The organism is Pseudomonas sp. TH43 (assembly GCF_016650635.1).
GTDB lineage: Bacteria > Pseudomonadota > Gammaproteobacteria > Pseudomonadales > Pseudomonadaceae > Aquipseudomonas.
Genome location: NZ_JAEKFI010000004.1, coordinates 1,124,325 through 1,139,167 on the forward strand (window position 1 = coordinate 1,124,325; position 14,843 = coordinate 1,139,167).

13 protein-coding genes and 1 pseudogene are annotated in these 14,843 nt (G+C 58.4%); 11 read left to right on the forward strand and 3 right to left on the reverse strand.

The window, feature by feature from the left end:
• The first annotated feature begins 128 nt into the window (after positions 1-128).
• From JFT81_RS21495 to yccS, 10 genes and pseudogenes are all read left to right on the forward strand, one after another.
• Positions 129-1,163, forward strand: coding sequence for a hypothetical protein (locus JFT81_RS21495; protein WP_242485639.1), 1,035 nt, complete (start codon positions 129-131; stop codon positions 1,161-1,163).
• Complete coding sequence (locus tag JFT81_RS21500; protein WP_201228917.1) at positions 1,163-1,888, forward strand: AzlC family ABC transporter permease; 726 nt, start codon at positions 1,163-1,165, stop codon at positions 1,886-1,888. Before JFT81_RS21495 ends, JFT81_RS21500 begins: the two co-directional genes overlap by 1 nt.
• On the forward strand, positions 1,885-2,229 hold the full coding sequence (locus JFT81_RS21505; RefSeq protein WP_201228918.1) for an AzlD domain-containing protein: 345 nt from the start codon (positions 1,885-1,887) through the stop codon (positions 2,227-2,229). The genes JFT81_RS21500 and JFT81_RS21505 overlap by 4 nt, the downstream gene beginning before the upstream one ends.
• A gap of 218 nt (positions 2,230-2,447) precedes the next feature.
• Positions 2,448-3,890: a TldD/PmbA family protein gene (locus JFT81_RS21510; protein ID WP_201228919.1), complete on the forward strand. Its 1,443-nt coding sequence runs from the start codon at positions 2,448-2,450 to the stop codon at positions 3,888-3,890.
• Positions 3,890-5,227: a TldD/PmbA family protein gene (locus JFT81_RS21515; RefSeq protein ID WP_201228922.1), complete on the forward strand. Its 1,338-nt coding sequence runs from the start codon at positions 3,890-3,892 to the stop codon at positions 5,225-5,227. The genes JFT81_RS21510 and JFT81_RS21515 overlap by 1 nt, the downstream gene beginning before the upstream one ends.
• 188 nt (positions 5,228-5,415) lie before the next feature.
• Positions 5,416-6,843 carry a multidrug transporter subunit MdtD gene (gene mdtD, locus JFT81_RS21520; RefSeq protein ID WP_201228924.1) on the forward strand — a complete coding sequence of 476 codons (1,428 nt, stop codon included), beginning with the start codon at positions 5,416-5,418 and terminating at the stop codon, positions 6,841-6,843.
• 335 nt (positions 6,844-7,178) lie between these two features.
• Complete coding sequence (gene dbpA, locus JFT81_RS21525) at positions 7,179-8,516, forward strand: ATP-dependent RNA helicase DbpA (RefSeq protein WP_242482951.1); 1,338 nt, start codon at positions 7,179-7,181, stop codon at positions 8,514-8,516.
• 28 nt (positions 8,517-8,544) lie between these two features.
• Positions 8,545-8,634, forward strand: a pseudogene (locus JFT81_RS29595) (metal ABC transporter ATP-binding protein); the annotation flags it as partial.
• 35 nt (positions 8,635-8,669) lie between these two features.
• Positions 8,670-9,848 (forward strand): NAD(P)/FAD-dependent oxidoreductase, encoded by a 1,179-nt coding sequence (locus JFT81_RS21530; protein ID WP_201228926.1) that lies wholly within the window; start codon positions 8,670-8,672, stop codon positions 9,846-9,848.
• 220 nt (positions 9,849-10,068) lie between these two features.
• Complete coding sequence (gene yccS, locus JFT81_RS21535) at positions 10,069-12,261, forward strand: YccS family putative transporter (RefSeq protein ID WP_201228928.1); 2,193 nt, start codon at positions 10,069-10,071, stop codon at positions 12,259-12,261.
• Between the two features lie 122 nt (positions 12,262-12,383).
• On the opposite strand, the gene JFT81_RS21540 is transcribed toward yccS, so the two are convergent.
• Complete coding sequence (locus JFT81_RS21540) at positions 12,384-13,121, reverse strand: transporter substrate-binding domain-containing protein (RefSeq protein WP_201228930.1); 738 nt, start codon at positions 13,119-13,121, stop codon at positions 12,384-12,386.
• Between the two features lie 255 nt (positions 13,122-13,376).
• Here JFT81_RS21540 and JFT81_RS21545 point away from each other — a divergent pair, with 255 nt between their 5' ends.
• Entirely contained in the window at positions 13,377-13,829 is a 453-nt protein-coding gene (locus JFT81_RS21545; RefSeq protein ID WP_201148397.1) for a GNAT family N-acetyltransferase, read from the forward strand.
• Positions 13,830-13,934: 105 nt separating this feature from the next.
• Here the strand turns inward: JFT81_RS21545 and JFT81_RS21550 are convergent, their stop codons facing one another.
• Entirely contained in the window at positions 13,935-14,231 is a 297-nt protein-coding gene (locus JFT81_RS21550; protein ID WP_007913779.1) for a winged helix-turn-helix domain-containing protein, read from the reverse strand.
• Between the two features lie 77 nt (positions 14,232-14,308).
• A complete protein-coding gene (locus tag JFT81_RS21555) occupies positions 14,309-14,800 on the reverse strand; it encodes a M48 family metallopeptidase (protein WP_201228932.1) in 492 nt (163 codons plus the stop codon).
• Positions 14,801-14,843: the final 43 nt, after the last annotated feature.

Genomic DNA, 14,843 nt, shown 5'->3' on the forward strand with positions numbered 1-14,843 from the left:
TAAAAACCGCCAGTTCTTTTAAAGACTGGCGGTTTTTTTATTTAAACTTTCAGATTCTCTAACAGTACATCCCACCCGAACAGACTTGTAATACTTACCACCTGTACCTCTCTCGCAAACACACTAGAATGCGCGCCATCAAAAAACAAAATCAAGGAAGAATGATGCCGCTCAACCGCACAAACTCAAAAATGTCCGCCAGTGCATTTCGACATGAACTGTCTAAAGAAACAACCATCTCTTTGGACTTCGGTTATCTAAGCGGCGTCATCGAATCGTGGTGGGAGAAAAATAAAGAACAAAGCCTGCACACGCTAAAAATACAACTTACAAACTTATTAATTAATTATCTCCGCCCAGAAGACACCGTCTATTTTGACCAGGTTGGCGCCAGCAACGGTGTCGCCGCCGTCTGCATCAAAAATGTTTTTACCAGCGACTGCCCAGCACTGGCTCTCACTGTTCATGAGGCACTGGCCGACCTGTTTCACTTGACTGATATAAAATACGAATATGAAGACCATAAAGCCCTGTACTTGAAACCTTCCGCGGAAAAATATCGGGAATGGGGTAATGGTTACGGTGATATCACCCCTCATTCAGATGACTTGTATGAAAGCCTTAACGTTGACTATCTTGCGCTGACTGTGTGCCGGGACACTACACACACGCCGACCGCCTATTATTTCCCTGCTGACTTGCTGATATCACTTAATGATGAGGAAATTCAAACCTTGCTGGGTATGCAGGCGATATTTGTTTCAGGCAAAAACGTCAGTGGCTCAAAGGAGCGCGTTCGAAATGTCGTTGAATACAATGAACAGTATGGCTACCGATTTTCACTGGATTTTCGTATCGACATTCACAGCGGCGAGCGAATGCGTGCGTTCAACGGTGGTCAAGAGGTGCTGGATAAAATCCGCGCCGGGCTCTCAGCCGCCAAGTGTAATGTCTCCACAGCACAGACAGGCACGTTCCTCATCGTTGCCAATAACAAGATATTGCACGCCCGCCCCACGTTGAACATCAGTGCCGATGACGTTCGCTCGCAAGCCGCAACTTCGACATTGAACACCACGCCACGCTTGCTGTTTCGAAGCAAAGGGCCTCGCAAGCAGTACTACTCGCTGGACGAAAAACACACCGTTCAGGAAGCGATTTGATGAAGGGCTGTCAATCGCCAGCAAACTCAACCTTCGCACAAACGCTCAAAGCAGGTGGACGAGACGCTATCACGTTCGGCATCGCGTTTATTTTTCTGTATTTATCAATCGGCATGGTGGGCGCAGCCCAAGCGCTGACCTTGAGTCAGACGATGGCAACGACCCTGCTGATTTTTTCGACACCGCTACAGTTTCTACTCATACAAAACTATAACGACGGATGGTTACTGATCCCGATTATTCTGGCGCTCAATGCCAGATTCGTTTTGCTCTCAGCGACGTTGGCACCGCACTTGAAGCATACGTCGACGGGTAAAATTCTCGCGTCACTGGTTTTGCTGACACCCTCGATATTCACCGCGTGCATAACTCGCTTCAAACACGAGAGGAGTTTCCCGTTCGCATATTTTATCGGCGTAGGAGCTCCGATCTTCGCTTTGTCGATTATCTGCACTTACATTGGCTTCATCGCCGGTGCAGGTTTTGCCTCACCGGTCATCGCGGCCGCCATGACGATGCTCTTGCCACTTCAGTTTACTGCATTGGCTGGCAAGCACTGGCCGCACTATATGGAAGTCTCCAGCTATTGGCTGGGCTTCATCGGTGCTCCTTTACTGGTGTTGTTGTTCAAGGACTACAACTTGCTGATCACACCTTTTGTAATCGGCGGCATGATCGTAATGATCGAAAACACATGGACTCGCCAAGGAACGGTTATCCAATGACCCTCTGGATGCTAATCGGCTTTGCCGCACTCACAGCGTTTGCATTTCGCGCACTACCGTTTGCTTTCAAAAACACTACGGCGTTGACGCGCACCCACGGTTCCTTCTACCGCTTCGTCAGTTACAGCGCCCAGGCGATGTTGGGTGTGATCATTTACGAAACCGCATTCGCCAAGCTTGATGGCCCAAGTCTGATGCAACAGTTTCAGATTCTGGATGCGCTGAAGATTCTGCTGTTAGTCGGAACATTTGTCGCCGTGGCCAAGACCCGACAAATCCTGCCCAGTTTCTTTGCCAGCCTGCTGATTTACGTATTCGCGTTCGTCTATTTGAATAACTGAAGTTTTATTCCTCGGAACCGACAAGGGGCTCTTGAACAGGCCGGCCAAGCTCCCCTCTGTCGGGTGGCGGGATGACGATCACTCGCCGAATTTTTTCCCTCTCAAGCGTCACCCTTGATACTCCCCCCCACGCAGGCCTACTCTAGACCTCGCGCAACCGTTTCACCCTCCCCGCCGAATAGCCTCACCCCGCTTCCCCCTGACAAGGAGGTTCCCGAATGTTCGATTTCCACCCCCAGCTCAAGCAGCGCTTCGCTGCCTTGCGCACGGGCGCTGAATTTTTTTCCCTGAGGTACGTACGCGAGTCCGGCCAGTACCTGTCGGTGCGCAAGAACGTCGCCGAACCGCCGAGCCTGAGCCGCGACGAAGGGGCGATGCTCACCGTTCGCGTCAATGGCGTCGAGGCGTATGCCGCGACCAACGACCTGTCGCAGCAAGGCCTGCAAGCCGCCCTTGATCGCGCCGAGCAGCAAGCCCGCCGACTGAAGCCGCACGCCTTGCTCGATCTGCGCGATCAGCCGGTCTCCAGCGACCGCGCTGACTACTTTTCACCCAATCTCGACCAGCCCTTCCCGTCCCTGAGCGAATGCTTCGACCTGCTCGGCGCGGAATCCGCCTCGGTGCCAAAGGATGAGCGCCTGGTGAACTGGGAAGTGAGCGTCGGCATTACCCACGTTGAACAGATATACCTGAGCAGCGCCGGTGCCGAGTTGCGCCAGGCCCAGCGTTTCGTCTACCCGGGCCTTGACGTCACCGCCTACGACGGCAACGACAGCCAGACCCGCAGCCTCGGCCGCGAGAACTTCGGCCAACAGGGCGGCGCGGACGTGATCAGCCGATGCGGCCTGGTCGGCGCCGGCCCGCAAGTCGCCGATCAGGCGCTGCAACTGCTGCTCGCGCCGAACACCCCGCAAGGCCCGCGCGACCTGCTGCTGATGCCCGATCAAATGATGCTGCAGATTCACGAATCCATCGGTCACCCGCTGGAACTCGACCGCATCCTCGGTGATGAGCGCAATTACGCCGGTACCAGTTTCGTCAAGGCGAGCGACTTCGGCAGCCTGCAATACGGCTCGAAACTGCTCAACGTGACCTTCGACCCGGACATTCCCGAAGAACTCGCCAGCTACGGCCATGACGACGACGGCACCAAGGCCAGCAAGCAATTTCTGATTCGTGAAGGCCTGTTGCTGCGCCCATTGGGCGGTGCGCTGTCGCAATTTCGCGCAGGCCTGGATGGCGTCGCCAACAGTCGCGCCTGTGGCTGGAATCGTCCGCCAATCGATCGCATGGCCAACCTCAATATCGAGCCCGGCGATCAGCCGCTGAATCAACTGATCGAAGGCATCGAAAACGGCATCCTGATGAGCACCAACCGCTCGTGGTCAATCGACGATGCGCGCAACAAATTCCAGTTCGGCTGCGAATGGGGCCAGTTGATCGAAAACGGTGAACTCAAAGGCGTAGTGAAAAACCCGAACTACCGGGCGATTTCCGCGCATTTCTGGAAAAGCCTGCGCGCCGTCGGCGACGCCAACACCGTCAAGGTGCTGGGCACGCCGAACTGCGGCAAGGGTGAACCGAACCAGGTGATCCGCGTCGGCCACGCTTCGCCGGCCTGCGTATTCAGCAACGTTGATGTGTTTGGGGGAGACGCCTGATGAGTACGGTCAAGAATCAGGCTGAGGCCTTTAAAGTTCTGGTCAACTGGCTGCGCGACACCGTGCGCGAGCCGGAACAGTTCACCCTCAGCTATGCCGCCGAATCGTCGGCGTTCGTGCGTTTCAATCACGCCAAGGTGCGTCAGGCCGGACAGGTACAGCAAGCCGATATCGGCCTGAAGCTGATCAACGACGGCCGCCATGCCGACCTGCATATCACCCTGTCCGGTGATCAGGAAGCCGACCTGCAACGCCTCGCCGAAGGTCTGCAACAACTGCGCGAAACCCTGCCATTGCTGCCCCAGGATCCGTATCTGCTGCTCAACCACAACGGTTGGCAGAGCAAGAATGTGCAGGAGCATCCGCTGCCGGACACTGAACAGGTAGTCGATGAAATCTGCGCCGCCGCTGAAGGCCTGGACTTGGTCGGTTTCTACGCTGCCGGTCCGATCAGCCGTGGTTTCGCCAGCTCCTCGGGGGCGTTTGGCTGGCATCAGGCGAACAGCTTCAACTTCGACTTCAGCCTGTTTCACGAAAACGGCGAAGCAGTGAAGGCCAGCTACGCTGGGCATGAATGGAGCAGTGAGGGTTTCGCCAAGCGCTTCGGTCAGGCTCGCGAGCAACTGGCATTTCTCGGTCGGCCACTGCGCACCTTGGCGCCGGGACAGTACCGTGCCTATCTGGCCCCGGCGGCGCTGGAAGAAATCATGGGCATGCTGAGCTGGGGCGGTTTCTCGGCACAGTCGATTGCCAGCAAGAGCAGCCCGTTGCAAAAACTGTATGTCGGCGATCAGGCATTCAGTCCGCTGGTATCGCTGGACGAAAAGGTTAGCGACTCGCTGAGCCCCGCGTTTTCCGGTGAAGGTTATCCGCGCAGCGATCTGCGCTTGATCGTCGAAGGCAAGGCAGGCGATCAACTGGTTGGCTCGCGCAGTGCGGCGGAATATGGCCTGACGGCCAACGGCGCCAGCGGCGGTGAATCGCCGAGTGCGCTGAACATGGCGGCCGGCGATCTGTCACAAGTGGAGATTCTCAAGCAGTTGGGCACCGGGCTGTACATCAGCAACCTGTGGTACCTGAACTTCTCGGATCAACCGGCGGCGCGCATGACCGGCATGACCCGTTTCGCGACCTTCTGGGTCGAGAACGGCGAGATCCAGGCACCGGTCAGCACCATGCGTTTCGATGACAGCGCCTATAGCCTGCTGGGTTCGCAGCTGGAAGCGTTGACGGCGGAGCGCGAGTTGCTGCTGTCGGCGAGTACATACAGCCAGCGCAATACCTCGTCAGCGTTGCTGCCGGGCGCGTTGGTCAGCCGACTCACGCTAACGCTGTAAAACAAAGATCCCCGGCACACCGGGAATCAACTGTTGGAATAGAAACTGTGGCGAGGGGATTTATCCCCGCTGGGTCGCGCAGCGGCCCCAAAAAATGGGACTGCTGCGCACTCCAGCGGGGATAAATCCCCTCGCCACGGGGTTTCATTTTTGGACAAGAATTCGGATAGCCACCCTCCAGAGGTTCCATGCCCACTCGCCCGCCTCTCGACGCCGTCACCGCCCGCTGGTTGCCGTGGGTCGTGGCCATTGCGTTCTTCATGCAGTCCCTCGACGGCACCATTCTTAACACCGCCCTGCCCGCCATGGCCCGTGATCTCGCCGAAGACCCCTTGCGCATGCAGGGTGTGGTCATTTCTTACATGCTCACCGTGGCATTGTTGATCCCCGCCTCAGGCTGGATCGCCGATCGCTTCGGCACCAAGAAAATCTTCTTCGGTGCGATCCTGCTGTTCAGTTTCGGCTCGCTGCTCTGCGCGTTGTCGAGCAGCCTGACCATGCTGATCGGTGCCCGGGTGATTCAAGGCCTCGGCGGCGCATTGATGCTGCCGGTCGGACGCCTGGTGGTGTTGCGCGCTTACCCGAGATCCGAACTGGTGCGGATCATGGGTTTCATCACCATCCCCGGCCTGCTCGGCCCGTTGATCGGCCCGACCATGGGCGGCTGGATGGTCGAATACCTGACGTGGCACTGGATCTTCCTGATCAACCTGCCGGTCGGCGTCATCGGGTGCTACGCGGTGTGGAAATTCATTCCCGACCTGCGCGGCACCGAGCGCACACGTTTCGACAGTTTGGGTTTCCTGTTGTTTGGCGCGGCGATGATCCTGATCACCATCGCCATGGAAGGCCTCGGCGAACTGCACTTGCCGCACCTGCGGGTGATGTTGCTGTTGTTCGGCGGCATGGCCTGTCTGGCGGCGTACTGGCTGCGCGCCGGGCACATTGAAAACCCGCTGTTCTCGCCATCACTGTTCAAAACGCGGACCTTTGCCGTTGGCATCCTCGGTAACCTGTTCGCGCGCCTGGGCAGCGGTGCCTTGCCGTTTCTGGTGCCGTTGCTGCTGCAAGTGGCGCTGGGTTATTCGCCGTCGCAAGCGGGGATGAGCATGCTGCCGCTGGCGGCTGCGGCGATGATCGCCAAGTGGGTGGCGCGGCCATTGATTGAGCGGCTTGGCTATCGCATCGTCCTCACCGGCAACACGCTGGCATTGGGCATCATGTTGGCGAGCATGGGTCTGGTCAGCGAGCAGACGCCGTACTGGCTGCTCCTGTGTTTGCTGGCGGTGCTCGGCGCGATCAACTCGCTGCAATTCACGGCGATGAACACGGTGACGCTGATCGACCTCGACGATGCGAGCGCCAGCAGCGGCAACAGTTTGCTCTCGGTGGTGGCGCAGTTGTCGTTGAGTCTGGGTGTGGCGTGCGCCGGTGCGCTGCTTGGCGGGTTTACCGCAGAGGTCGGTAACGATGGCGTCGAGACCGTGCTCGGTGCCTTCCAACTGACGTTCGTCACCGTCGGGATCATGGCGATGCTCGCGGCGACGATCTTCTCGCAACTGTCGAAAGAAGACGGCCGCCGCGCGAAACGTCCTGAAGAACACATCGAACATTAATTTGCCATGGTGGCTTTTGTGGCGAGGGGATTTATCCCCGTTGAGTTGCGCAGCGGCCCCAAAAGGTTGAATGCGATGGGTCTGATGTACCGAGGTGGCGGGTATAGGGGGTGCTGCGCACCCCAACGGGGATAAATCCCCTCGCCACAGATAAATCCCCTCGCCACAGGTTTATTTGTAGTCAGGAAAGCCTAGGCTCAAATTCACTCGCTGTTCGTCCAGAACTTTCGAGGAAAGTGGCACGGGGCTGCTACACTGCGCGACATTTTGTTTTGCAGGCCAGTCCCGTGACCACCATCGCCACCGCTTTTAACACTCTGCCGCTGTCCGCCGCCATGCTGGCTAACCTCGACTCACTCGGTTATGCCCAGATGACGCCGATCCAGGCGCAGAGCTTGCCGGTGATCCTCAAGGGGATGGACCTGATCGCTCAGGCCAAGACCGGCAGCGGCAAGACCGCCGCGTTTGGCATCGGCCTGCTGAACCCGATCAATCCGCGCTATTTCGGTTGCCAGGCGCTGGTGATCTGCCCGACGCGCGAGTTGGCCGACCAGGTCGCCAAGGAAATCCGTCGCCTGGCCCGCGCCGAAGACAACATCAAGGTTCTGACCCTGTGTGGCGGCGTGTCATTCGGCCCGCAGATCGCTTCGCTGGAGCACGGCGCGCACATCATCGTCGGCACGCCGGGGCGCATTCAGCAGCACCTGCGCAAAGGTTCGCTGGTGCTCGATGGCCTGAACACGCTGATCCTCGACGAAGCCGACCGCATGCTCGACATGGGCTTCTACGACGCCATCGAAGACATCATCGTCAAGACGCCAGAGCGTCGTCAGACCCTGCTGTTCTCCGCCACTTACCCGGTGGGCATCAAGCAACTGGCCTCGAAATTCATGCGTGATCCGCAAACGGTAAAAGCCGAAGCGTTCCACGATGACACGCAGATCGAACAGCGTTTCTACGAGATTTCCCCGGAAGACCGTATGAGTGTGGTGACCAAAGTCCTGCACCACTTCCGCCCGGCGTCCTGCGTAGCCTTTTGCTTCACCAAGCAGCAAGTGCAGGAAACCGTTGATCACCTGACCGCCAAGGGCATTTCCGCCGTCGGCCTGCACGGCGATCTGGAACAGCGTGACCGTGATCAGGTGCTGGCGATGTTCGCCAATCGCAGTACTTCGGTACTGGTTGCCACCGACGTTGCCGCCCGTGGTCTGGACATCGATGCGCTGGACATGGTGATCAACGTCGAACTGGCGCGTGATTCGGAAATCCACATTCACCGCGTCGGCCGTACCGGTCGCGCTGGTGAGAAAGGCATTGCGATCAGCCTGGTCGCACCGGGCGAAGCACACCGTGCTCAGGCCATCGAACAGCTGCAGAAATCGCCGCTGAACTGGGATCAGGTCGATAACCTCAAGTCCCAGGGCCTCGCGCCGTTGCAGCCGCCGATGACCACGCTGTGCATCGGCGCTGGCCGCAAGGACAAAGTGCGTCCGGGCGATATTCTTGGCGCACTCACGGGCGATGCCGGGATTCCGGGCGCTCAGGTTGGCAAGATCGCGATCTTCGACTTCCAGGCTTACGTGGCCGTTGACCGCACCGTGGCCATGCAGGCCTTGCAGCGCCTGAACGACGGCAAGATCAAGGGCCGTTCGCTGCGCGTACGCATTTTGTAATCGATCTTCCACCCAAAGGAGATCCCCTGTGGGAGCGAGCCTGCTCGCGAAGGCAATCTGTCAGTCGACATCAATGTTGAATGACACACCGCTTTCGCGAGCAGGCTCGCTCCCACAGTTTGTTTTGTAGCGACCCAACATGAGGACACCGTTTTGCGCTCTACCGAAGTCGTGATCATTGGCGCTGGCGCCGCTGGGTTGATGTGTGCACTGACCGCCGCCGGACGTGGGCGTCAGGTGCTGCTGCTCGACCATGCGAACAAGGCCGGCAAGAAAATCCTGATGTCGGGCGGTGGCCGCTGCAATTTCACCAACATGTACACCGAACCGAGCAATTTCCTCTCGCACAACTCGCACTTCTGCAAATCCGCGCTGGCGCGTTATACCCAGTGGGATTTCATCGGCATGGTCGGCAAGCACGGCGTGCCGTATCACGAGAAGAAGCTCGGCCAGTTGTTCTGCGATAACAAATCCAGCGACATCCTCGAAATGCTCCTCACCGAGTGTGATCAGGTCGGCGTCGAGCTGCATCTGGACACTTCGATACAGACCATAGAGAAAGTCGAAAGCGGATACTTGCTCGACACCACTCTCGGCCAGGTCGAGTGCCAGTCGCTGGTGATCGCGACCGGCGGTTTGTCGATCCCGACGCTGGGTGCCACTGGTTTTGGTTATCAGGTGGCCAGGCAGTTCGGCCATGAATTACTGCCGACCCGCGCCGGTCTGGTGCCATTCACCATCACCGACCAGCTCAAGGAACTGTGCACCGAACTGTCGGGAACTTCGGTGGATTGCCTGGTCAGCTGCAACGATCAGAGCTTTCGCGAGAACATCCTGTTCACTCACCGTGGCCTCAGTGGCCCGGCAATTTTGCAGATCTCTTCGTTTTGGGAATCTGGCGACACGGTGGAGATCAACCTGCTGCCCGATCACGACGCTGCTACGTGGCTGCAGGAACAAGTCGCCGAGCGTCCGAACAGCGAATTGAAAACCCTGCTTGGCGAGATCTTCACCAAGAAGATGGCCAATTTGTTGGCGGACAACTGGTTCGTCTCCAAACCGATGAAGCAATACACCCACGCCGAACTGGGGGAAATCGCCGACAAGCTGGGCAGCTGGAAAGTCGTGCCGGCCGGCACCGAAGGCTATCGCACCGCCGAAGTGACCCTCGGTGGCGTCGATACCCGCGAAGTGTCGTCCAAGACCATGGAATCGCTGAAAAGCCCGGGCCTGTACTTCATCGGTGAAGTGCTCGACGTCACTGGCCATCTGGGCGGCTTCAACTTCCAGTGGGCCTGGGCCTCCGGCTATGCCGCCGCGCAGTACGCCTAATGACAACCGCTTTTTGTAGGAGCTGAGCTTGCTCGCGAAAGCGATCTGACAGTCAGCACCTTTATTGAATGTGAGGCCGTCTTCGCGAGCAAGCTCAGCTCCTACAGGGGTAGCGGGCGATCAAGGAACACTTTTTGCTGTCAGATGTGATCGGCGCCATTGCGTCGGCGTCATTACTGGCTCAATTTAGCGGCATCGCCTCGGAAGGCCTTCGCACTTCATGTCCTCGACCTCGTTTCGTCAGTCTTTGCGGCGCCTGTGGGCGCTGGATAAATTCAGCTACAGCGTGCGGGTGTTCATCGCCCTGACCGGCAGCATGGCGCTGTGTTGGTATCAGGATGAAATGGGCCTGCTGATCCCGTTGTTCCTGGGGATTATCGCCAGCGCCCTGGCCGAGACCGACGACAGTTGGCAGGGCCGCCTCAACGCCCTCGCCGTGACGCTGGTGTGTTTCAGCATCGCCGCGCTGTCGGTGGAATTGCTCTTCCCCTACCCCATCGTTTTTGCGATAGCGCTCGCGCTGGCAAGCTTCGGCCTGACCATGCTCGGCGCGCTCGGCGAGCGTTATGGCGCGATTGCCTCGGCGACCTTGATTCTGTCCGTCTACACCATGATCGGCGTCGATCAGCGTGGCGGCGCAGTCACCGATTTCTGGCACGAGCCGATGCTGCTGGTCGCGGGTGCCGCGTGGTATGGCTTGCTGTCGGTGTTGTGGCAGGCGATGTTTTCCAATCAGCCGGTGCAGCAGAGTCTGGCGCGACTGTTCCGCGAATTGGGTTTTTACCTGAAGCTGAAATCCTCGCTGTTCGAACCGATCCGGCAGATGGACGTCGAAGCGCGGCGGTTGGAACTGGCCCAGCAAAACGGCCGCGTCGTGGCTGCGCTGAACAGCGCCAAGGAAATCATCCTGCACCGGGTCGGCAACGGTCGCCCCGGCTCGAAAGTCAGCCGCTACCTGAAGCTGTACTTCCTCGCCCAGGACATCCACGAACGCGCCAGCTCCTCGCACTATCCGTACAACGCGCTGGCCGATGCTTTTTTCCACAGCGATGTGTTGTTCCGCTGCCAGCGTCTGCTGCGTCAGCAAGGCAAGGCTTGTCGGGCACTGGCCGAATCGATTCAGATGCGCCAACCGTTCATCTACGATGCGAATTTCGCCGAAGCCCTGAGTGACCTCGACGCCTCCCTCGAACACCTGCGCATCCAGAGCAATCCAGCGTGGCGCGGACTGCTGCGCTCACTGCGTGCGCTGGCTGCCAACCTCGGCACGCTCGACCGCTTGCTCAGCGACGCAAGCAATCCCGATGCCTTGGCCGACGCGACCGACAGCAGCCTGCTCGACCGCTCACCGCGCAACTTCAAAGACGTCTGGGTACGCCTGCGCACACAAATGACACCGACTTCCCTGCTGTTCCGCCATGCCCTGCGCCTGCCGCTGGCCTTGAGTATCGGTTATGGCATGGTGCATTTGATTCACCCGTCGCAAGGCTACTGGATCATCCTCACCACGCTGTTCGTCTGCCAGCCGAACTACGGTGCAACCCGACGCAAGCTTGGTCAGCGGATCTTCGGCACCGCCATCGGCCTGACCGTGGCGTGGGCGTTGTTCGACTTGTTTCCGAGCCCGCTGGTGCAGTCGTGTTTCGCCATCGCCGCCGGCGTGGTGTTCTTTACCAACCGCACGACCCGCTACACCCTGGCGACGGCCGCGATCACCATCATGGTGCTGTTCTGCTTCAACCAGGTCGGTGACGGTTATGGGCTGTTCCTGCCTCGGCTGTTCGATACGCTGCTGGGCAGTTTGATTGCCGGTCTGGCGGTATTCCTGTTCCTGCCGGATTGGCAGGGTCGACGTCTGAACAAAGTGCTGGCCAACACCCTGAGCTGCAACAGCATCTATCTACGGCAGATCATGCAGCAATACGCCGCCGGCAAAAGCGACGACCTCGCCTATCGCCTGGCCCGCCGCAACGCGCACAACGCCGATGCGGCACTGTCGACGACGCTGGCGAACATGCTCATGGAGCCGGGGCATTTCCGTAAAGAAGCGGATGTCGGCTTCCGTTTTCTGGTGCTGTCGCACACATTGCTCAGTTACTTGTCAGGCCTGGGCGCGCATCGCGAAACCCAATTGCCGGCAGAAGTGCGCGAGCATTTGATTGACGGCGCCGGGGTGAAACTCGCGGCAAGCATCGATGAAATCGCCCAAGGGCTGGCAAACAAGCAACCGGTGGCGATTCAGAGTGATGAAGAAGAGGCGCTGGCCAACGAACTGGAGCAGATGCCCGATGAGATTGATGAAGGGCAGCGGTTGGTGCAGACGCAATTGGCGTTGATTTGCCGGCAGTTGGGGCCGTTGCGTACCTTGGCGGCGCACCTGATAAAGGACACCAGTGAGGTTAACGCTGGCTGACAGGACGCCTTTGCGAGCAGGCTCGCTCCCACAGTGAATTTGTGCACGACACACAACCCTTGTGGGAGCGAGCCTGCTCGCGAAGAGGCCATCAGCCACACAGAAAATTCTGCATCAGCAACTCACATGCCATGTTGCCGGAGCAACCGCTCATAACTGCCATCCGCCTTCATCGCCGCAATCGCCCGATCAAACCCCGCCACAATCTGCTCATGCTGCGGGTTCTTCAGGCTGACCAGAATATGCAGACTGTTCTCGCTCAACGGCTTGGGCAAAAACTCCACCGCATTGTGCACTTTCGGTGATTCCCGCGCCAGGTAATAACGCGCGACGAACTCATCCTCCAGCGTCAACTTGACCCGATCCGCCGCCAACATGCGCACGGCCATGGCGAAGTTATGCACAGGGACTTTCTGCAACGCGGTGTCGGCATCGAACGGCGCCGAATAGGCGTAACCGCGCACCACCGCAATCGGATAAGTGTGCAGTTGCTGCAAGTTGCTGTAATCGAGCGGGGTGTCTTTACGCTTGAGAAAGCGGATGCGGTTGAGCAGGTACTCACCGGAAAAAACTCCGAGTTTGGTGCGCTCGTCGTTGTACCAGGCGTTGACCAAGACGTCGTAACGCCCTTCGCCAACCCCCAATAACGCCCGCGCCCACGGTACTTGTTCATAGCCGCTGGCATAACCGGCGCGGGCCAGCGCAGTGCTGACGATATCGGTGGCCAACCCACCATTGACCAGCGTGTCATCGGTAAACGGCGGCCAGATATCGAACACCAGCCTCAGCTTATCCGCGACAGCGGTCTGAGCCAGCAGGAGCAATCCGATCAAAGCAAAGGCTCGATGCAATCGCGGCATGCTTGAAAATCCTTAGCGGGCGGTTCGCCCAGCATGTTTTCAGTCAAAACCCCAAGGCCCCGTACCGGCAAAACCCAGGCACTAACATTAGCTCAATAGAGCCAGTGCACAGCGCTCTCCAGCAGATTACACAAAGAAGACAGCGGCGCGAGAAAGGAATGATGGCATTTTGACCTTTGTCACAGACTCTTACGCCATACAGACATCTTTGACGTGGGCGCTTAGTATCGGGCGACACGTTCAAGGAATCGAAAAATGACAATCGAGTGGATCTGCAAACATCACAGTGATCTGGGCAAGGAGCAGCTGTACGCCTTGCTGAAGCTACGGTCGGAAGTGTTCGTGGTCGAACAGAAATGTGTGTATCCCGATCTCGATGGCCAGGATCTGGAGGGTGATACCCACCATTTGATGGGTTGGGAGGATGATCAGTTGATGGCGTACCTGCGCCTGCTGGATCCGGAACTACAGGGCGGCGACGTGGTGATTGGCCGCGTGATCACCGCGCCGCAAGGGCGAGGCAAGGGGCTGGGCCACGAAATGATGGAGCAGGCGCTGAAACAGGCCGAGAAGCATTGGCCGCAAGTGCCGATCTATCTGTCGGCGCAGGCACATTTGCAGGGGTATTACGGCAAGTACGGTTTCGTGGTGGCGGGCGAGGAGTATGTGGAGGACGGCATTCCGCATATCGGCATGCGCCGCTCTTAAGGCCCTCATCGCAAGCAGGCTCGCTCCCACATTAGATCGGGTGAATGCGGTCAAAATGTGGGAGCGAGCCTGCTCGCGAAGGCGTCAGTTCAGGCGAAGCAACTCTTATGGATACTCCAACACAGCCTTGATCTGCCGCAGATTGCGCTCGATCCACCCGCGATCAATCGCCCCCCATTCACGAATCCGATAGCGCCCGGCATGATTGCGTGCGCCCTCTTCCTGCTCGAACTCACACACGATATCCAGATCGGCCAACGCCGCAATCGTGTCCTGCGCGGTGCGCCGGGGCATGCCGGTGACTTCGGTCAGCGTTGGTACGCTGGGGGCCAGGCCGCTGTCGATCAGGTACGCCACATAGAGGCGGCGGTAAAAGCTGCTTTTGGTCTTGCTTACGTCCATGCATGGGCCCCGTTGATTAGAAAGTCAAAAGATCGCAGCCTGCGGCAGCTCCCACAGGGGCTGCGATCTTTTGGTCTTCATTGCATATCCCGCCATGTCAGGTACACGCGCAGATCAAATTCGATCTGGTGATACCCCGGCAGCATGTGCTCGCACAATTTATAAAACGCTTTGTTGTGATCCGATTCCTTGAAGTGCGCCAGTTCGTGCACGACGATCATTTTCAGAAAGTCCGGCGCAGCCTCCTTGAACAACGAGGCGATACGAATCTCTTTCCTGGCCTTGAGCTTGCCGCCCTGCACCCGCGAAACCGTGGTGTGCAAACCGAGCGCGCGATGGGTCAGGTCGAGGCGGTTGTCGAACAGTACTTTGTCGATGGCCGGCGCATTGCGCAGGTATTCCTGCTTCAGATCCAGCGCGTAGGTGTACAGCGCCTTGTCGCTCTGCACGTCGTGCCGCCCCGAATAACGTTGATCCAGGTATTCACCCAGACGCCCGTCGGCGATCAATTGGCGTACCTGATCCTGGAGTTGCGCGGGATAGGCCTGGAGGTACTTCAACACAGTCATGGACGGGCGACACGGTTCAAAAAAGGTGCGCCAGTGTAGCGAA